The following is an 18,713-nucleotide window of genomic DNA, read 5'->3' as shown; positions in this document are numbered from 1 at the left end:
CAGCCACTGCTTCGACTGACGCTATGCCGAGCCTTCCTCTGCTGTTCCACTCGTCGTCCGCCCAGACGATTGCCTGGCGCGACGGCTCGCCGGTTTCCGTGCGCGCGTTTCTCGCCGACGTGACACGCGTCGCGAAGGCGCTGCCCGAGGGCGGCCATGTGTTCAACATGTGCACCGACCGCTATCGTTTCGCGGTCGGCCTGTGCGCGACGCTGGTGGCCGGCAAGATCAGCCTGCTGCCTTCCGCGCATACGCCGGAAGCGGTGCGGCAACTGGCGTCGTTCGCACCGGATACGTTCTGTCTGCACGATAGCGCCCACTGCAGCGTCGAGCTGCCGCGTTTCTGTTTTCCTTCGGAGTCCGGTGAAGTTGATGCGCCCGCTCGCGTTCAAGCCGGCGCCGACGCCCATGCAGACGCCCATGCCGATATCGCCGTGCCGCGGATCGACGCCGGGCAGGTCATGGCCTATCTGTTCACTTCCGGTTCGACCGGCGTGCCGGTGCCGCACGGCAAGAAGTGGGGCGATCTGGTCAAGTGCCTGCGCACCTCGGCGGCCCGCCTTGGGCTGAACGGGTTGGGCGCCTGCACGCTGGTCGGCACCGTACCGCCGCAGCATATGTACGGCTTCGAGAACACGGTGTTGCTGGCGCTGATCGGCGGCTTCGCCTTCAGTAACGGGCAACCGTTTTACCCCGGCGATATCGCCGCGGAACTCGCCGCCGTTCCGCAACCGCGCGTGCTGGTGACCTCGCCGGTTCATCTGCGCGCGTTGATGATGTCGGGCCAGGCGTTGCCGCCGGTTTCGTTGATGGTGTCGGCGACCGCGCCGCTGGCGGCGGACCTGGCGCGCACCGCCGAGGCTCGCCTCGATGCGCCGCTGCTCGAGATTTACGGCAGTACTGAAAGCGGCCAGATCGCCACGCGCCGCACCGCGCAGCGAGCGGACTGGCAGCTCTATCCGGACATCCGACTGGAGACCCGGCGTCAGGCGAACGCCGGGCACGCTGCGGATGCACCGAGCGACAAAACCGATGAGCCGGACGATGCCACCGTCTGGGTCTCCGGCGGCCATATCGAAGTGCCGGTGCCGATGGGCGACGCGCTCGAACTGCTCGACGCCGGCCATTTTCTGCTGCATGGGCGCAAGGGCGATCTCATCAATATCGCCGGCAAGCGGACCTCGCTCGGCTACCTGAATCATCAGTTGAACGAGATATCCGGTGTCGTCGATGGCGTGTTCTTCATGCCGGACGAGCCCGCCAGCGCCGACGCTACCACGCGACGCGGCGAGCATGTCACGCGTCTGCTGGCGTTCGTGGTGGCGCCGGACCTTGCGGCCGCCGATCTGCAGCGCGCGCTGCGCGAACGCATCGACGCGGCGTTCATGCCGCGCCCGTTGTTCTTCGTCGACGCGCTGCCGCGCAACGCCACCGGCAAGCTGCCGCGCGACGTCCTCACGGCGCTGGTCGAGCAACACACGCGCGCGGCGTTGACCGCCGCCACGCGCTCGGACGCCAATGCGCCGGCCAGCCCGATCGCGGCGCGCGCGGCATGCTCGACCATAGAGCGGACGGTCGCCCCTTCGACCACCCGGCCGGCCACGCGTCCCCTCACCTTCACGATCCCCGCCGACCACGCCGCCCTCCCCGGACACTTCCCCGGCCAGCCGATCGTGCCGGGCGTGGTGCTGCTCGACCATGCCATCAGCGCGATCGGCGCCGCGCTGAACCGTTCGCTCGACGCCTGCCGCCTCAGTTCCGCCAAGTTCCCGAGTCCGGCTGAAGCGGGCGCGCCGCTCGATCTCATGTTCGAAACCACCGCCAGCGGCGCGATCCGCTTCACCGTCAGCGCAGGACAACGCGCGGTTGCCAGCGGCGTGCTGGCCGCACCCGAGCCGGTCGCGGAGGCCGTGTCATGAAGCGGCCCGCCTGGACCCAGCGCGAGGAGCGCAGCAACCTGCCGATGATGCGCTTCATGACGTGGCTGTCGCTGCGCCTCGGCCGGCGCCTGAGCCGTATCGTGATTGCGCCGGCCAGTATCTATTTCGTGCTGTTTTCGCCGGCCGCCTGCAAGACCTCGCGCGCCTACCTCACGCGTGCGCTAGGCCGGCCGGCGACCTGGCGCGATGTCTGGCGGCATATCGTGGCGTTCGGCGCGACCATCCACGACCGCATCTATCTGCTCAACGAACGCTTCGATCTGTTCGATCTGCGTCTGTCCGGCGAACAACTGATCAGCGCCACGCTTGCCGAAGGACACGGCGCGTTTCTGATCGGCGCACATCTGGGCAGCTTCGAAGTGGTGCGCGCGGTCGGCCGCACCCAGCCGAATCTGCGCGTGGCCGTCACCATGTACGAGGACAACGCCCGCCGTATCAATGCGATTCTCGCTTCCATCAATCCGGCCGCGAAGCAGGACGTGATCGGGCTGGGCCAGGTCGATTCCATGCTGAAGGTGCGCGAGTATCTCGACAGCGGCAGCATGATCGGCATTCTCGCCGACCGCACCTTGCTGGGCGATGCGCGCGACTCGGTGCGCTGGGTCGATTTTCTCGGCAAGCCGGCCGCGTTTCCGCTCGGGCCGCTGCATATGGCGGCCATGCTTAGGCGTCCGGTGATCTTCATGACCGGCTTGTATCGCGGCGGCAACCGCTACGATATCCACTTCGAAACACTGGCGGATTTCTCGCAGGTCGAACGCAGCGAACGCGGCGCCGCAGTCGAGGCCGCCCTCGTGCGTTACGTCGCCTTGCTGGAGCAGCACTGCCGCGCGGCGCCCTATAACTGGTTCAACTATTTCGACTTCTGGCAAACCGAATCCGCCGCTGAAACAGCCGCTACGGCTGCCGGGGCCGCCGCTCGAAACGGCGCTAAAGCGGTGACCGCCAGCGCGGATCTGACCACTCCCAGCAGGAACACCTGACGCATGATTGCCGCACGCCCACCGTCCCGTGAACCACTACCGTTGCGTCGCAAGGCTCGCGTGCTCGCCGCGCTCGTGACCGTCGTCGCAGCGGCCTTCGTCACGGACGTCACGGACATCGCAAACGCAGCGGACACCGCGCAAGCGGCCACTCCCGGCGCTTCCGGCTGGAATCTCGACCGCCTGATGTCCACGCTCGGCCAGAAGAAATCCGGACATGCGAGCTTCGTGGAAACCAAGTACCTGTCGATCGCCACCGAGCCTGTCACTTCCTCGGGCGAACTGGTGTTCACCGCGCCCGACCATCTGGAAAAGCGCACCGACAATCCGAAGCCGGAAGACCTCGTGGTCGACGGCGACAAGCTGACCATCGCCCGTAACGGTCACAAGTACACGCTCGCGCTGACGCAGTATCCGGAGTTGTCGGCCTTTATCGAGAGCCTTCGCGCGACGCTGACGGGCAACCGCTTCGCGCTCGAGCAGGTGTACAAGGTGGCGGTCGCGGGCAGCGGCGACGACTGGACCTTGACGCTCACGCCGCTCGATGCGCGCATGCTGAAGACGGTCAGCACCATCACGCTGACCGGCACGCGCGACCTGCTGCATACGGTCGCGATCCAGCAGGCCGACGGCGATCATTCGCTGATGCGCCTGCAAAACGACGCGGCCCAGTGATGCGCGAGCCGCCTTCCGCCGGCACGCCACCGCGCGGCATCGGCCGGCCGCTGAGGCAGCGCGCCGTGCTGCTGTGGCTCATGTTCCTGCTGGCGTGCGCCGTCATCATTAGCCGTACTACCTTTACCGCCGACCTGTCCGCGTTCCTGCCGCGCTCGCCGAGCGCCGGGCAGCGCGTGCTGGTCGACCAGTTGCGCGACGGCCTGGTGTCGCGGCTGATTCTGGTTGGCATCGAAGGCGGCGACCCCGCTGCACGGGCGACGCTCTCGCGCAATGTGGCGGCCGCCCTGCGCGGCGATGCGCAGTTCGCCTCGGTCAACAACGGCGAGCCGGTCAGCGAGGCGCGCGATCAGCAGTTCATCTTCGCGCATCGCTATGTGCTGAGTCCGGCGGTGACGCCGCAGCGCTTTTCGGTCGACGGGCTGCATCAGGCGCTCGGCGACAGTCTCGATCTGCTGGGCTCGTCGGCGGGCATGTTCACCAAGGACCTGCTGCCGCACGATCCGACCGGCGAAGTCGCCGCGCTCGTCAACCGGCTCGACAGCGGCGCGCAGCCGTCTTCGCAGGACGGCGTGTGGGCCTCGCGCGACGGCAAGCGGGCGGTGCTGGTCGTGCAGACCGCGGGCGCGGGCTCCGACACCGATGCCCAGGCCCGTGCCATCGCCACCGTGCAGCATGCTTTCGATGCCGCCACGCACGCCCTGCCGAACCCCGCGTCCTACCATCTGCTGATGACCGGACCGGGCGTGTTTTCCGTCGAAACGCGCGACAACATCAAGCACGACGTCGCGCGGCTTTCCGCCGTCAGCCTCGCGCTGATCGTCGCGCTGCTGCTGGTGGTGTACCGCTCGCCTCTCACGCTCGTGCTCGGTTTGCTGCCGGTGCTGTCGGGCGTCGCAGCGGGGTTGGCCGCCGTCAGCCTCGCGTTCGGCACGGTGCATGGCATCACGCTCGGTTTCGGCACGACGCTGATCGGCGAAGCGGTGGATTATTCGATCTATCTGTTCGTGCAGTCCTCGCGTGTGCAGACCCAAGGCACGACACTGGCCGCCGGTTCGTCGGCCACGCGCGGCGACCCTGCGCTGCGCGAATGGATTGGCCAGTACTGGCCGACCATCCGCCTCGGCGTGCTGACTTCGATCTGCGGTTTCGCCTCGATGCTGTTCTCCGGCTTTCCCGGTCTCGTGCAACTCGGGCTGTATTCGATCGCCGGTTTGACGACGGCCGCGCTCGTCACGCGCTTCGTGCTGCCGCATCTGCGCGGCGCCCGTTTTGCGATTCGCGACGTCGCCCCGCTCGGCGCGGCACTCGCGAGGATCACCGCCGCTGCGCCGCGCTTGCGCTGGCCGCTGGTGGCGTTGCTGGTGGCGTCGGTTGCCACGCTCGTGTTTCATCGCGGCCAGGTCTGGAGCCACGAACTCTCCGCCCTCAGTCCGGTGTCGCGCCAAAGCCTGGCGCTCGACGAAAGCCTGCGCGCCGATGTCGGCGCACCCGATGTGCGCTATCTGGTCGTGATCTCGGGCGCAAGCCAGGAAGCGGTGCTGGAAGGCGCAGAAAAGGTCTCGGCGCAATTGCAGCCGCTGGTGGACAAAGGCGTGCTGGCCGGGTTCGAAAGCCCTGCGCTTTACCTGCCGAGCGTGGCCGCGCAGCGTGCCCGCCTTGCCAGCCTGCCGTCCGCCGAGGTGCTCGCCACGCGCATGCGCGAGGCGGTCGCGAACCAGTCGATTGGCGTCAAGCCGGACGCCTTCGCCCCGTTCATCGCCGACGTTCAGGCGGCCCGCCAGCAACCGCTCTTGCAACGTGCGGATCTGCGCGGCACGTCCATGGCGCTTGCGGTCGACGCCTTGCTGACCGAACGCGCCGGCCGCTGGAGCGCGATGCTGTCGCTGCGTGCGCCGGATAGCGCGCATGACGCGGCCCATGCCAGTACGGCGAACGAACCCAGTCTCGACGCCGACACGATCCGCGCGGCCGTAGCCGGCGCACAAGTGCCGGACGCGCTCTTCGTCGACATGAAGGCCGAAGCCGATCGTCTCTACATCAACTACGTGCGCGAGGACATCCACCTGTCGCTGGCCGGGCTCGGCGCGATCGTCGTACTGCTGCTGATCGCCTTGCGTTCGCCGCAGGCCGTGGTGCGCACGCTCGCCCCACTGATCGCCGCGGTGCTGGTGGTATGTGCGGGGCTCGCGCTGGCAGGCGAACAACTGACGATTCTTCACCTGATCGGCATGCTGCTGATCGTCGCGGTAGGGTCGAACTACGCGCTGTTTTTCAACCAGCCGAACCATGGGTCGAGCGGTGTACCCAGCATCGCGCCGCAGACGCTCGTCTCGCTGCTGATCGCCAACCTGGCGACGGTGGCCGGCTTCGGGCTGCTGGCGTTGGCACGTGTGCCGCTGCTCAAGGCGTTCGGTCTGACGGTGGGTCCGGGTGCGATTCTCGCCTTGCTGTTTTCGGCGATTCTCGCGCCGGCCATCACGCGTGCGACACGCGTGACACCGCCGGTGGCGACTGAGCAACGCAGCGGAGAGCGCGTATGAACTCGACGCCTCCTCACCTGCTTTCCGCTTCGCGCGCCACGCCGGCAGCACCCGGCACGGCACGGCGCTGGAAGCCGTCGCCGTTTATCAAGGGCTCGGCCGTGCTGCATGCCGGCGCCGCCGCCGCGGTCGTGCTGCAGCCCGCGCTATGGCCGTGGGCGGTGGGCAGCGTGGTCGCCTCGCATCTGGCGTTGACAGCGGCCGGACTGTGGCCGCGCAGCGCCTTGCTCGGCCTGAACTGGACGACGCTGCCGGAAAGCGCAGGCAGGCAGATCGCGCTCACCATCGACGACGGCCCGGACCCTGAAGTCACGCCGCGCGTGCTGGACCTGCTCGATCGCTACGATGCCCGCGCGACCTTCTTCTGCATCGGCGAGGCGGCTCGCCGCCATCCGCATTGCGTCGAAGCCATCGTCGCTCGCGGCCATGCGGTGGAGAACCACAGTCAGCGGCATCGTCATAACTTTTCCTTGCTGGGTCCGGCCGCATTGGCGCGCGAGATCGCCGCGGCGCAACAGACGCTCACTGAGATCGGCGGCGTGCGGCCGCTGTTCTTTCGCGCCCCGGCCGGCCTGCGCAATCCGTTTCTCGAACCGGTGCTGTGCCGGCTCGGGCTGCATCTGGCGAGCTGGACCCGGCGCGGCTTCGACACCCGCACCCGCGATGCCGCCGTGGTGACGCAGCGCCTGCTGCGCGGCCTCGCGCCGCGCGACATCCTGCTCGTGCACGACGGCCATCCGGCCCGCGACGCGCGCCATCGGCCGGTGGTGCTCGACGTGCTGCCGGCCGTACTCGACGCGGCCGCTGCCGCCCAGTTGCGCTGCACCACGTTGCGCGCGGCGATTGCGCCGGAGCTCGAAAGCGAGGTTCGCGGATGACGGTGCGCGCACGCCTTTTGCTACCATGGATAGATAGACTGTGGCGCTATCGCATCGAGCGCGTCAGCCCGCGCTGCGCTAGTCCACTGAACCGTAACAGGACTGAATCGTTGTGAAACCTCTTGTGCTCACGCACTTTACCGCCACGAGCTGTATCGGCCGCGGGCTCGACGCCACGCTCGAGGCGTTGCGCGCACAACGCAGCGGCCTCGCGCCGTGCGGCTTCGAACGCGCGACGCTCGACACGTGGATCGGCGAAGTGGATGGCGTCGATGCCGAGCCGGTGCGCGCCGATCTGCACGACTTCGACTGCCGCAACAACCGGCTCGCGCAACTGGGCCTCGCGCAGGATGGCTTTGCCGAGGCGGTTGCCGCGGCGGCGCGGCGTCATGGTGCGCAACGCGTCGGCGTATTCATCGGCACCAGCACTGCGGGCATTCTCGAAACCGAAAATGCCTACCGCCGACGCGATCCGCAAAGCGGCGCCCTGCCCGCCGGTTTCCACTACGCCGGGACACATAACCCCTATTCGTCGGCGGCGTTCGTGCGCGCCTTCTTCGGGCTGCAAGGACCGGCGTTCGTGATCTCCTCGGCCTGTTCTTCGGGCGCCAAGGTGTTCGCCTCGGCGCGCCGCATGCTGGCCGCTGGATTGATCGATGCCGCCGTGGTGGGCGGCGTCGATTCGCTTTGCCTCACCACGCTGTACGGCTTCAACTCGCTCGAGCTGCTGTCTCCCGCGCCCTGCAAACCGTTCGATACCCACCGCAGCGGTATTTCCATCGGCGAGGCTGCGGCGTTCGCGCTGCTCGAACGTGCGCCGGAGGCGAACGAGGCACCGTCGCCCGATGGGGCGATCCTGCTCGTCGGCATCGGCGAATCGAGCGACGCCTACCATATGTCGTCGCCGCATCCGGAAGGACTCGGTGCGCGCCTCGCGATGGAGCAGGCGCTCGCGAGCAGCGGCATCGGCGCAGACGGAATCGACTACATCAACCTGCACGGCACGGCCACGCCGAGCAACGACGCTGCGGAAAGCTGCGCGGTCCAGGCCTTGTTCGACGCCACGCCGTGCAGTTCGACCAAGGGCGCAACCGGTCATACGCTTGGAGCCGCCGGGGCGCTCGAAGCCGTGATCGCCGCGCTCAGCTTGCGCGAGCAATGGCTGCCCGCCGGCATCAACACCACCGAAGCCGATCCGGCGCTCGGACTGAATTATCAGTTGACGGGTGGCCCCGCCAGGCTACGCACCGTCCTCAGCAATTCGTTCGGTTTTGGCGGCACGAATTGCAGCCTGCTGTTCGCGCGTGCCGACCGCGCACTTCACGGAGGCGCGTCCCTATGATCGCCCTGCGTGCCTTTATCGAAAGCGTCGGCTTGCTCGGGCCTGGCCTGAACAACTGGGCCGAGGCGCAAGACCTGCTCGCCGGACGTGCGCCCTATGTGACCGCGCGCGCCGTCGTTCCCGCACCGGCCAGTCTGCCCGCCGCCGAGCGGCGCCGTACCGGCACGGGCGTCAAGCTCGCGCTCGCGGTCGGTCATGAGGCGGTGGCGGCGAGCGGCCGCGATGCCGCGTCGCTCGCCACGGTGTTCGCCGCCTCGGGCGGCGACGGTCAGAACTGCCACGTCATCTGCGAGACGCTCGCGGGCGAAGACCGTGCGCTTTCGCCGACGCGATTTCACAACTCGGTTCATAACGCGCCGGCCGGCTACTGGAGCATCGCCACGCGGGCGATGGCGCCGTCCAACGTATTGAGCGCGTATGACGGCAGCTTTGCCGCGGGTCTGCTGGAAGCGCTCTGCCAGGTGGCGGTCGACGGCGTGCCCACCCTGCTGATCGCCTTCGATACCGACTACCCCGCGCCGATGCGCGAAGTGCGGCCGATCCCCGATGCCTTCGGCGTGGCGCTGGTGCTCGCGCCGACGCAAAGCGCGCACACGCTCGCGCGCATCGACGCCCGGCTCACCGACACGCCCGCGACCGTGCTCGCCGCGTCGGAGTTCGAAGCATTGCGGCTCGGCAATCCGGCTGCCCGCGCGCTGCCGTTGCTCGACGCGCTGGCGGCACACCACACGTCGAACGTGGTGCTCGACTATCTGCAGGACGTTCAGTTGCAACTCGACATTACGATGTCCGATGCAATATCGAACCACTCGGGCGAGTCCGCATCATGACGTCCAGCTTTCCGCTCTCGCCGCCGCTCGACCATGCGTGGATCGCCGCGCATATTCCGCATAGCGGCTCGATGTGCCTGCTCGACCAGGTGGTCGAATGGGATGCCGAGCATATCCGCTGCACGGCCACCAGTCATCGGGATCCGCACAATCCGCTGCGTGCGCAGGGACGTCTCGCGGCAGTGTGCGGCATCGAGTACGCCGCGCAGGCGATGGCCGTACATGGCGCGTTGCTCGGGGCTTCCCAGGACCGGCCGCGTGCAGGTTTTCTCGCCAGCGTGCGCGATGTCGAGGCGCAAGTCGCACGGCTCGACACGCTGGGCGGCCCGTTAAACGTCGAAGCCGAGCGTCTGAGCGGCAACGACAACAACATCCTCTACCGCTTTGCCTTGCGGTGTGACGAGCGTCTGCTGCTGACCGGCCGCGCCACCGTCATGCTCGATGCGAGCGGCGCTACCCTAACGGCCGCGCGTGCCTTGAGCCCCGGCCCTCACTTTGGATCTGTGTCATGAAGAAGTTCAGGCTGTCGCTCGTCACGCTGACGCTCGCCGCGCTTACGCCGCTGGCCCATGCGGACTTCGCCGAGGGGGCTCATCAGTTCAAAACCGATGTAAAGACCGCCGGCAAGGAAACGGGACACGCGATCGGCAATGCCGGCCATGCGGTTGCGCACGGCGCGAAGACGGCTGGTCATGCGGTGGCGCATGGCGCCAGGAGCGCGGGCCATGCGATTGCGAACGGCACGCGCAATGGCTACCACGCCACCAAGCGCTGGGTGAAGGAAAAGACGTAAGCGCCCCGTGCGCCTCAGCGCATATTCCCCGTATGTCCCAGCGAATAGCGCCCCGGTTGCGGCCACACCGTCAACCCGTGCGGCTCCATGCCGACAGGAATCGAATGCACGGCGCCTGTGGTGGTATCGATGGCGTACACCACGTCGTCGAAGCGGCCCGATAGCCACAGCACCTTGCCGTCCGCGCTGACGTTGCCCATGTCGGGACTGCCGCCGCCTGGAATCGGCCAGGTGACCAGCACCTTGCGCGTCGCGAAGTCGAGCACCGAGATGCTGCCCTTGCCATGCTTCGGCCCATGCACGCGATTCGAGCCGCGGTTCGAGATGTACAGCTTCGTGCCGTCGCGGCTCGGATACAGCCCATGCGTGCCGACGCCGGTCGGAATAAAGCCGATCTTCGTGAAGCTGTCGCCGTCCACCACGAACACGCCGTCGGCCATCATGTCGGCCACATAGAACACCTTGCCGTCTGGTGAAATGCGGATGTCCTGCGGCATGCCCTTCGCTTCGAGCTGCAGATAGCCCACCACCTTGCGGTTCACCAGATCGATCTTCGCCAGCTTGCCGCCGAACTCGCAGGTGAAGAGCGCGTATTTGCCGTCGATCGAAAAGTCCGCGTGGTTGATGCCCTTGCATTCCGGCACGTCGAGGTTCGACTTGAGCGCCATCGTATGGGCGTCGCGAAAATCGAGCCGCGCGCGGGCCTCGGCGACCACGATCGCTTCCTTGCCGTCGGGCGTGAAATACATGTTGTACGGGTCGTCGACCATCACCGCCTTGCCCGGCTTGCCGGTCTTCGGATCGATCGGCGTCAGGCTGCCGTCGGGCCGGCCCTCGGCGTTATTGGCCACCCACAGCGTCTGCAGATCCCAGGACGGCACGACGTGCTGCGGGCTCAATCCCACCGGAAAGCGGTCGATCACCTTGAGCGTGGTTGGGTCGATCACGTAGACGTCGTTCGAGCGCAGGTTCGGCACATAGACCCGTTGCAAGGCGCCCGCCACCGCCGGGCTCATATGGTTGACGCCTGCTTCGCCGTACAGGTTGCTCGCGTTGACCACAGGCGGCATGCCTGGGACGGTCGTCACGGACGAGGCCGCGAGGGCCGGGTCCGTGATGATCGATAGACCCGCCAGAATCACGCCAACAGACGATGCGAGCCGCAGCCAGCGAGCGGAACGGTAAGCCATAGCGAAGACCTCCATGAGTGGATGACGCAGACGCAAACGGCGTGAGGCAAACGGCTTGGGGACGAGCGGCTGGCGGCGAGCGAGGCCATGCCGCATCGGCTCAGCGTCCTGCCGTGTCTTTCCTGATGGCGTCGACGGTTCTCGACACGATCGCATCGATTCCTAGCTGGCCGAGTTCCGCCGTCGCCCGACGCGGATCGCCGCCGTACACACCGTCTGCCGGCCCAAGCTTAGGACCACTGCGCAAGCGCTCGACGCGCACCATTTGCGGCGCGACCGCGAGCAGCAGCGCGGTATCCGCGAGTCCGGCGTGGGTGCCGATTTCGTCATCGTGAAAGCCATGCTGGCGCAGGATTTCCGAGTACCCGTCCGAACTGGTGCCGTAGTACTCCGGCGGCACGAAGGCCCGCGCCGGCGTGCCGGCCCATGACTTGTTCAACTGGGCGACGACACGCTTGACGTCGTTCTGATAGCCGCCATGGTCGCCGAGAAACACGATGTTCCTGAAGCCGTGCACCGCGAAGCTATTGGCCGCCGAGGCCAGCAGCTTTTCGAACACATCGTCGGGGATCGTGATGGTGCCGGGAAACTTCATGTGCGACGTCGGCGGCGCGTAGCCGCCCTCGGGCACGTAGGCGATGATCGGCGCCACAAGCGCATTGCCGAGCTGCTGGGCGATGCGCTGCGACAGCACGGCGACGCGCGCGTTGTGCTTGCCGAGCGCCACGTCGGGACCGCTCTGTTCGGTGCCGCCGATGGGAATGATGATGGTGGTCTTGCCCGCCGCCACTTCGTCGCGCACTTCCGTCCAGGTCAGGTTTTCGAGGAATACGGTTTTCGGCGTTTGCGCGAAAGCGCTTTGTGTGGCGATCAGCAAGACGATCGACGCAACGACCGACGTAAATGAGCGCCGCGATGAAAAACGCATGACAGGTCCCATCCCGGAAGATTGACGACGCTGTGAGTATATCCGCCGCGTCCGCGCATGGAGATGCAATTGCTGGGTCGCCGAGGCACGGCAATGAGGCGCCTCGCCACGGGTTTTCCCTGGGCAATTTGCGGCCTCAAATCTTTCTTTTAGCTTTCTTTATTCTTTCGATTGCTGTTAAATGGCGTTCATCTTTAACGTCTGGAGACCTGTTTATGTCGCACTTCATGCAAAGCGCGTTGACCCTCGGGGGGTGCATCGGCGCATTCACGTTGATCGTCGCCATGATCGAGATGTTGTCGTGACGAGCTAGCGCGGGCGCCTGAGCGCGAGCATCGTTCCCGGCAGATGAACATACTGCGTCACGACCATCGCGCTCGTTAAGCCGCGCTCGCCACCTTCAGCGCGTTGCATCGCGCCACGCGCTGAAGGCCATCGCAAGGATCAAAACAAAACTTAAGGCTCAAGGCTCAAGGCTCAAAGCACCGCCTTATACCGGCGACGGATTGCGTTCCGCAAACCCTTCCTGATGCCAATACGGATACGCGGGCCGCACTGCGCTCGCGGCATTGAGCTTCGCCATCTGCTCGGGCGTGAGATTCCAGCCCACCGCGCCGAGATTCTGCCGCAACTGTTCTTCATTGCGCGCGCCGATCAGCACGGTGGACACCGTAGGACGTTGCAGCAACCAGTTCAGCGCGATCTGCGGCACGGTCTTGCCGGTTTCGGCGGCGACTTCGTCGATCGCGTCGAGCACGCGGAACAGATACTCGTCCGGCACCGGCGGCCCCATGTCGGCGGTCTTGTGCAAGCGGCTCTTCTCCGGTAACGGTTGACCGCGTTTGAGCTTGCCGGTCAGACGCCCCCAGCCGAGCGGACTCCACACCACCGCCCCCACGCCCTGATCGAGACCGAGCGGCATCAACTCCCATTCGTAGTCGCGGCCCACCAGCGAGTAATACGCCTGGTTGGCAACATAGCGCGGATAGCCGTAGCGGTCCGCCACATCCTGCGACTTCTGCAGATGCCAGCCGGAAAAATTCGACACGCCGGTATAGCGGATCTTGCCGGCGCGCACGAGGTCGTCGAGCGTCGACAGCACTTCGGCCACGGGCGTTCTGGCATCGAAACCGTGCAACTGGAACAGGTCGATATAGTCGGTTTGCAGCCGCTTCAATGCGGCATCGACCGCCTGAATCAGGTGAAAGCGCGACGAGCCCACATTATTCGGCTCGTCGTTGAAACGGAAGGTGGCCTTGGTCGAGAGGATGACCTTGTCGCGCTTGCCCTTGATGGCCTCGCCGAGTACGGCTTCCGAGGAACCGCTCGAGTAGATGTCGGCGCTGTCGAACATCGAGACGCCCGCATCGAGGCAGATATCGATCAGGCGGCGCGCTTCGGCCACATCGGTGGCGCCCCACGCCTCGAAGAATTCGCCCTTGCCGCCGAAGGTCCCCGTGCCGAAACTGAGTACCGGGACCTTGAAACCGGACGCGCCCAAATATCTGTATTCCATTGAACATCCTCCATAAGGTTGCCACTGCGCAACGGGGCTTCAGTCTACGCGCGTCTTCGGGATCCTGTCGGCAGACGGGCAAGCCTCGGCCGCGCTGTAAAAAATGCCAGGCGGCGGCCAACTTTACCTGCCGGCTGCGTCATGCGGGGTGATGGCTTCGGCATCAGCCGCGGGGCGCCGGCCAGCGTTACTCGCAGCTCACCAGCGCATGCAGTTCGTCGATATTGAACGGCTTGGCGAGAATCGCCACGCCGATATGTCTGGCGCGTTCCAGTTCGTCGGCATAGCCGGTCATGAGGACGATCTTCTGCTTCGGCCAGGAGAGGCGCACCCGTTCGGCCAGATCGACACCGCTCAGCTTGCCGGGCATCTGCACGTCGGACAGCACCAGTTCGAAGGTCTCGCCGGCGCTCAACACATCGAGCGCGCGGTCGGCGGTGGCCTCGTGATGCACCTCGCAGCCGAAAGTCTCCAGCACCGCCGCGATGCCGGCGGCGACGTCCTCGTTGTCTTCCACCAGCAGCACCATGCCCTGCGAGGCCGAGCGCGCGTCGAGCGCCGCTTCGTCGACCACGCCCGCCACCGCCCTCGCCTCGCGGTAGCGCGGCAAATACAGGCGCACGGTCGTGCCGCTGCCCGGCACGCTGTCGATCTTCGCGGTGCCGCCCGACTGCTCGCACAGGGCAAGCACCTGGGCGAGCCCGAGGCCGGTGCCCGAGCCCTGCAGCTTGGTCGTGAAAAGCGGCTCGAAGGCGCGGCGCGCCACCGCTTCGGACATGCCCTCGCCGTCATCGGAACAGGAGATCAGCACGTATTCGCCGTCCGGCAATAGCGTGTCGCTCGATACCAGCCGGGTGTTCTGGCAACGAATCACGAAGCGGCCGCCGCGCGGCATGGCATCGCGCGCGTTGACCGCGAGGTTCATGAGAGCGAATTCGAGTTCCGTGGGATCGGCCAGCACGCGCCAGCTATCCACCACGACGCTGACGCTGACCTGCACCTTGTCGCCCACCGCCGCGTCGATCAAGGTGCCCGCACCGGGCAGCCACTTCGCCAGATCGATCGGCTCCTGCTTGAGCGGCTGTTTCCTCGCCACGCTCAACAGGCGCCGCGTCAACGCTTCCGCGGTGGCGGTGGCGCGCTCCACCGCCATGACCTCGGGCTCGACGTGATTGAAGTGCTTGTGACGGGCCAGTTGCATGTTGGCCGAGACGACCATCAGCAGATTGTTGAAGTCGTGCGCGATATTGGCGACCAGATTGCCGAGCGCGCCCATGCGCTGCAACTGACGGGTCGACGCCTCCGCGGACAGACGCATCGCCACTTCGCCCTGCCAGCGCTCCCAGGCGAGACGCTCGGTCTCGAGCTGGCGCAGCGAGAAGAACACCAGCAGCCAGACGGCGATGCACGGCAGCACCGTGATCGCGGCAATCAGCACGAAGTGGCGCCACCACTGCTGGAAAATCGCGTTGGTGGCGTACGCGCTCATCACATAGAGCGGATAGTCGCCGATCCGCCTGAAGGCCAGCAGCCGCTCCACGCCGTCGACGCTCGAGGTCATGCGGACATGGCCGAACAGTTCCTTGTCGCGCAGTGCGTTTGTGAACGGCGTATGCGCGAGCGGTTCCGTACCCGGCGGCCAGCCTGGATAGCGCACCAGCAACTGGCCGTCCTGGCGGTACAGGCCGAGCGCGAGCGACGGGTCGCCGCCCGTCAGGTCAGCGTAAAAGCGCGAGAAATAATCGCTGCGCAAGGCAATCGAGACCACACCGAGAAAGCGGCCATCCGCCGCCGAGCGGCCGAGCGTCGTGTTGAAGACATCGGTCTGCGAGACCGGCCCGTACATCGGCAGGGAAAAGTAAGCTTCGGGACGGATGGCTTTGGCTCTGACGAAATCGTCGCGCGTGGCGTTCGAGATGGCCGGCACCGGATAGGCCCGGCTGTTGACCAGCAGCTTGCCGTCCGCGCCGAACACCGCGATGGCGGCGACCTGCGGAAAGTCGCCGCCGATCACCCGCAGCCGCTGATGCAGCTCGGCCTCATGGGCGCGGATGGCGGCGTCGTCATCGCCGCCGAGCAGTTCGAGGATGCGGGCGCTGATCTGCTGGTTGAGGTCCAGCACCTTGACGGCCTGTTCGTCGGTCACGCGGGCGAGGCGGTCGATCATGTCGTCCGAGTCGGCGATGCGGCGCTGATAGTCGAGGTAACCGTAGCCCACCAGGCAGGCGAGCGGAAACAGGATCGACGCGGCCAGCACCACCAGCAGGATGCGCCGCGTCGCAGCAAAGTTGCGCAACGGCAGCGGTAAGTCCACGACGGCGCGCTCCGCGTGTTGCACGTGACGATCTCCTGCCAGGGTAGATGGATTCAGTGTAGGCCGCTCCGGATCATCTGCACACGACGTGCCTGATCGGCGCGGCGGGCCGGTTTCGGTTTCGCCTGACTGTACGACAGGCCGCGCATCTGCACAAACAGATGGCGTGAACGGCCGGTTCAATGGCGTGGCGCTGCGAGGCTAAAGCGGCTTTGGTCCGTGATTGCCCTGGGGTTGGGCTGGGGTTGGCCTGGGGTTGGCCTGGGGTTGGCCTGTCATTCGGGGTTCCACGACCCACTCGCCAGATTGCCCGGCACCACGATCGCTATCGCACGGGGGCGCGGGGCACGCTTGCCTGACAGCGCGCTCAGGCAGCCAGATCGTCGACGGCCCGTTCGTGTTCCGCCGGCGTCGGATTCTGGGCCTGAGCCGGCGCGGCGATCCCGCAGCACGCGTTCAGCATGTCGCGCATCGAGGTGGCGTAGCAGTCTGCGCCGATGGCCTCCTGCAGGTCTTCGCTCCACGTTTCCGGCTGCCCTTGCGGCCACAGGCCGACAATGATCGCCGCATGCGGCAGGCGCTGCCGCATGCGCTTGACGAGGTAGCGCAAATGCGAAGGAATGCCTTCGATGCGCAGATAGAACAGGCACACGATCGTCACCGACGTTGTATCGAGCGTGTCGATCGCCGTGCGCGAAACCGCTTCGTGCGGCAGCGAGCGGCCATCCAGAGCGTGCTTGCCAAGCAATTGCAGAAACACATTGGTGGCCAGTTGATCGAGCGGGCCGCGTCCGGCGATGCACAGCACGTGATGTCCCGCGCGATTGAGCGCGGCGCGTTCATAGGCACGTTGATCGTCGGTGCGCTGCGCCGCTTCGTCCGCCGTGGGCGATACCGCGTTCACGCCGGGTATATCCGCGCCGGGCGGCTCCACGGCGGCCCAGTTGTCCTCCGGCTTTTCAGTCGCCGGGTCATGGTCGGGGTAAGCGTCGAGCCCTTCGATCAGGTCGTTCGTGGCGGACTCGATCCGTGCGAGCTGCGTGGCGGTCACGCTGCCGCGTTGCACATCGTTGGCGGCCAGTTGCAAGCCCTTCAGCGCGACCTCGTCGTAATACGCGCATAACGAACGCTCGCGCAGCAGGATCTCGGCTTGCGCGAGCGCTTCGTCGGGGTCGCCCGCCAGCGCGCGCTGGTAGAAGTTTTCGATAGGCGTGAGCGCGGGCTGGTCGCCCAGCAGCACGTCGAGAAACTCGAGCCGCCGCACATGACGGCCCAGCACCAGCAGGCATAGCGTGAGCGGCGTCGAAAGGATCAGGCCGATCGGCCCCCAGATCCAGCTCCAGAAGATCGCGGCCACCACCACCGAAAACGGCGAAAGCCCCGTGCTATGCCCGTAAAGCAGCGGCTCGACCACCTGCCCGACCACCAGTTCCACGCTGACGAAGAGCGCCAGCGATCCGATCGCCATCGACCATCCGGGGCTCACCGCTGCCGCCAGCGCGGTGGCGAGCAGCGCCGAAATCCAGATGCCTACATAGGGCACGAGCCGCAGCAGCGCGGCCATGATGCCCCACAGGATAGGACTCGGCACACCGACGATGTACAGGCCGATGCCGATCACCACGCCCACGCCGGCATTCACGCCAAGCTGCGAAACGAAATAGCGGCTCAGGCGCCGCGCGGCCTCGTCCATCACCGTGGTGGTGCGATGCAGGTCGCGCGAGCCGAACAGGCGAATCGCCCGGTCGCGCAGATCGTCGCGTTGCAGCAGGATGACGATGGTGACGACGAACACAATAAACGCGGTTTCGAGCGGACTGACGGCGGGCGACAGGAAGCGCCGCGCCAGTTCGAACGGCGTGGGCACCGGCTCGCGCACGATCACCGGCATGGCGTCGGGGACGCTCGCTTCGGACGATGGCGCGACCTCGCTGTGCGAGGTCGAAGGCGACGCCGCGGCCGGCGGCTGCGGCTCGATGGTCACGCGCTGCAATGCCTGGCCGGCGACGCCCATCAAGCGGTCGAGCTTGCCGACGGTGAGATTGTGCGCGGTGTCGAACTTGCGCTCGATAGTGGCCTGATAACGCGGACCGTTGGTGACGAGTTCGGTGAGCTGCGTGCCGATCACGCTGCCGAGCAGCACGATGACCGAGACCGACAACAGCACCGCGGCGAACACCGAAGCAACGTGCCCGAGGCGGATGCGCAGAAGAAAATCCGCCAGCGGCGCGACCAGAAAACTGAGCATGATCGCGAGCGTAATCGGAATCAGGACGTCGCGCGCGAAGTAAAGCGCGGCCACCGCCAGCACGCCGACCGCGAGCGTGATCAGCCCCTCGACGCCCAGCGCGGCACTTGGCGCGGCGATGCGCGTCGCGGTTCGCGTCAGGCGTGGATCGTCGAAGTCTTTCATGGAGGGCGTGAGTCCGGTTGCGTTCGATGGCCTGCGGTGGGCGTCGCCGTCCAGATCAAGGTGTAAGGCGAGGCGCCAAGGCGCGACGCCCGCCGTACAGCTAGCTCTTATGCGTGGGCGTAGGGATCACGCCGTGCTTCGACGTGTCCTCGTCCGGCGACTCCTTTTCCACCTCGGCGCGAGCCTGTTCCCAGTATTCGTCCGGCGTGCCCCGTGGATCGGTAGCCTGCTCCCACAGGTAATACGCGCGGGTGCGAATCCTTTCTTCACGGCTTACCGGTTCGAGTTCCTGATACTGCTCCTGCTGCTGGTCCATGCTGGCCTCCTGGTGGGGTGTGTGACTCGGGTTCAGCAAGCCCTGTACCTGG

At 66.4% G+C, this 18,713-nt stretch carries 15 protein-coding genes; 9 read left to right on the top strand and 6 right to left on the bottom strand.

Going from position 1 to position 18,713, the window contains the following annotated elements:
• The first annotated feature begins 23 nt into the window (after positions 1 to 23).
• The 9 genes from BUS12_RS21060 (at position 24) to BUS12_RS21020 (ending at position 9,984) form a co-directional block, all read left to right on the top strand.
• Entirely contained in the window at positions 24 to 1,919 is a 1,896-nt protein-coding gene (locus tag BUS12_RS21060) for an AMP-binding protein (RefSeq protein WP_074298968.1), read from the top strand.
• Positions 1,916 to 2,923 carry an LpxL/LpxP family acyltransferase gene (locus BUS12_RS21055; RefSeq protein ID WP_074298966.1) on the top strand — a complete coding sequence of 336 codons (1,008 nt, stop codon included), beginning with the start codon at positions 1,916 to 1,918 and terminating at the stop codon, positions 2,921 to 2,923. Before BUS12_RS21060 ends, BUS12_RS21055 begins: the two co-directional genes overlap by 4 nt.
• A gap of 3 nt (positions 2,924 to 2,926) precedes the next feature.
• A complete protein-coding gene (locus tag BUS12_RS21050) occupies positions 2,927 to 3,598 on the top strand; it encodes an outer membrane lipoprotein carrier protein LolA (RefSeq protein ID WP_074298964.1) in 672 nt (223 codons plus the stop codon).
• Positions 3,598 to 6,141, top strand: a complete 2,544-nt coding sequence (locus BUS12_RS21045; RefSeq protein ID WP_074298962.1) for an MMPL family transporter — start codon at positions 3,598 to 3,600, stop codon at positions 6,139 to 6,141. The genes BUS12_RS21050 and BUS12_RS21045 overlap by 1 nt, the downstream gene beginning before the upstream one ends.
• The gene (locus BUS12_RS21040) at positions 6,138 to 7,019 is read left to right on the top strand and encodes a polysaccharide deacetylase family protein (RefSeq protein ID WP_074298960.1); all 882 of its coding nucleotides are present in this window, start codon (positions 6,138 to 6,140) and stop codon (positions 7,017 to 7,019) included. The genes BUS12_RS21045 and BUS12_RS21040 overlap by 4 nt, the downstream gene beginning before the upstream one ends.
• 112 nt (positions 7,020 to 7,131) lie before the next feature.
• A complete protein-coding gene (locus BUS12_RS21035) occupies positions 7,132 to 8,361 on the top strand; it encodes a beta-ketoacyl-[acyl-carrier-protein] synthase family protein (RefSeq protein ID WP_074298958.1) in 1,230 nt (409 codons plus the stop codon).
• Entirely contained in the window at positions 8,358 to 9,191 is an 834-nt protein-coding gene (locus BUS12_RS21030; protein ID WP_074298956.1) for a beta-ketoacyl synthase chain length factor, read from the top strand. Before BUS12_RS21035 ends, BUS12_RS21030 begins: the two co-directional genes overlap by 4 nt.
• On the top strand, positions 9,188 to 9,703 hold the full coding sequence (locus BUS12_RS21025; protein ID WP_074298954.1) for a hotdog family protein: 516 nt from the start codon (positions 9,188 to 9,190) through the stop codon (positions 9,701 to 9,703). Before BUS12_RS21030 ends, BUS12_RS21025 begins: the two co-directional genes overlap by 4 nt.
• Complete coding sequence (locus BUS12_RS21020; RefSeq protein WP_074298951.1) at positions 9,700 to 9,984, top strand: hypothetical protein; 285 nt, start codon at positions 9,700 to 9,702, stop codon at positions 9,982 to 9,984. The genes BUS12_RS21025 and BUS12_RS21020 overlap by 4 nt, the downstream gene beginning before the upstream one ends.
• A 14-nt stretch (positions 9,985 to 9,998) precedes the next feature.
• Here BUS12_RS21020 and BUS12_RS21015 read toward each other — a convergent pair whose 3' ends face one another.
• The 6 genes from BUS12_RS21015 to BUS12_RS20990 form a co-directional block, all read right to left on the bottom strand.
• On the bottom strand, positions 9,999 to 11,174 hold the full coding sequence (locus tag BUS12_RS21015) for a YncE family protein (RefSeq protein WP_074298950.1): 1,176 nt from the start codon (positions 11,172 to 11,174) through the stop codon (positions 9,999 to 10,001).
• Between the two features lie 100 nt (positions 11,175 to 11,274).
• Positions 11,275 to 12,102: a creatininase family protein gene (locus BUS12_RS21010; protein ID WP_074298948.1), complete on the bottom strand. Its 828-nt coding sequence runs from the start codon at positions 12,100 to 12,102 to the stop codon at positions 11,275 to 11,277.
• Between the two features lie 490 nt (positions 12,103 to 12,592).
• Positions 12,593 to 13,618, bottom strand: coding sequence for an aldo/keto reductase (locus tag BUS12_RS21005; RefSeq protein WP_074298946.1), 1,026 nt, complete (start codon positions 13,616 to 13,618; stop codon positions 12,593 to 12,595).
• Positions 13,619 to 13,805: 187 nt separating this feature from the next.
• A complete protein-coding gene (locus BUS12_RS21000; protein WP_074298944.1) occupies positions 13,806 to 15,956 on the bottom strand; it encodes a hybrid sensor histidine kinase/response regulator in 2,151 nt (716 codons plus the stop codon).
• A gap of 343 nt (positions 15,957 to 16,299) precedes the next feature.
• On the bottom strand, positions 16,300 to 18,345 hold the full coding sequence (locus tag BUS12_RS20995) for an AI-2E family transporter (protein ID WP_074298942.1): 2,046 nt from the start codon (positions 18,343 to 18,345) through the stop codon (positions 16,300 to 16,302).
• Positions 18,346 to 18,445: 100 nt separating this feature from the next.
• Entirely contained in the window at positions 18,446 to 18,661 is a 216-nt protein-coding gene (locus BUS12_RS20990; protein ID WP_074298940.1) for a DUF2934 domain-containing protein, read from the bottom strand.
• Between the last annotated feature and the right edge of the window lie 52 nt (positions 18,662 to 18,713).

Source organism: Paraburkholderia phenazinium, assembly GCF_900142845.1.
GTDB lineage: Bacteria > Pseudomonadota > Gammaproteobacteria > Burkholderiales > Burkholderiaceae > Paraburkholderia > Paraburkholderia phenazinium_A.
The sequence above is the reverse complement of the archived record's forward strand: the minus strand, read 5'-3'. Positions and strand labels throughout refer to the sequence as shown.

Coding starts and splice junctions, on each gene's coding strand:
- BUS12_RS21060 (WP_074298968.1), top strand. CDS start 24: ATGCCGAGCCTTCCTCTGCTGTTCCACTCGTCGTCCGCCCAGACGATT.
- BUS12_RS21055 (WP_074298966.1), top strand. CDS start 1,916: ATGAAGCGGCCCGCCTGGACCCAGCGCGAGGAGCGCAGCAACCTGCCG.
- BUS12_RS21050 (WP_074298964.1), top strand. CDS start 2,927: ATGATTGCCGCACGCCCACCGTCCCGTGAACCACTACCGTTGCGTCGC.
- BUS12_RS21045 (WP_074298962.1), top strand. CDS start 3,598: ATGCGCGAGCCGCCTTCCGCCGGCACGCCACCGCGCGGCATCGGCCGG.
- BUS12_RS21040 (WP_074298960.1), top strand. CDS start 6,138: ATGAACTCGACGCCTCCTCACCTGCTTTCCGCTTCGCGCGCCACGCCG.
- BUS12_RS21030 (WP_074298956.1), top strand. CDS start 8,358: ATGATCGCCCTGCGTGCCTTTATCGAAAGCGTCGGCTTGCTCGGGCCT.
- BUS12_RS21025 (WP_074298954.1), top strand. CDS start 9,188: ATGACGTCCAGCTTTCCGCTCTCGCCGCCGCTCGACCATGCGTGGATC.
- BUS12_RS21020 (WP_074298951.1), top strand. CDS start 9,700: ATGAAGAAGTTCAGGCTGTCGCTCGTCACGCTGACGCTCGCCGCGCTT.
- BUS12_RS21015 (WP_074298950.1), bottom strand. CDS start 11,174: ATGGCTTACCGTTCCGCTCGCTGGCTGCGGCTCGCATCGTCTGTTGGC.
- BUS12_RS21010 (WP_074298948.1), bottom strand. CDS start 12,102: ATGCGTTTTTCATCGCGGCGCTCATTTACGTCGGTCGTTGCGTCGATC.
- BUS12_RS21005 (WP_074298946.1), bottom strand. CDS start 13,618: ATGGAATACAGATATTTGGGCGCGTCCGGTTTCAAGGTCCCGGTACTC.
- BUS12_RS20995 (WP_074298942.1), bottom strand. CDS start 18,345: ATGAAAGACTTCGACGATCCACGCCTGACGCGAACCGCGACGCGCATC.
- BUS12_RS20990 (WP_074298940.1), bottom strand. CDS start 18,661: ATGGACCAGCAGCAGGAGCAGTATCAGGAACTCGAACCGGTAAGCCGT.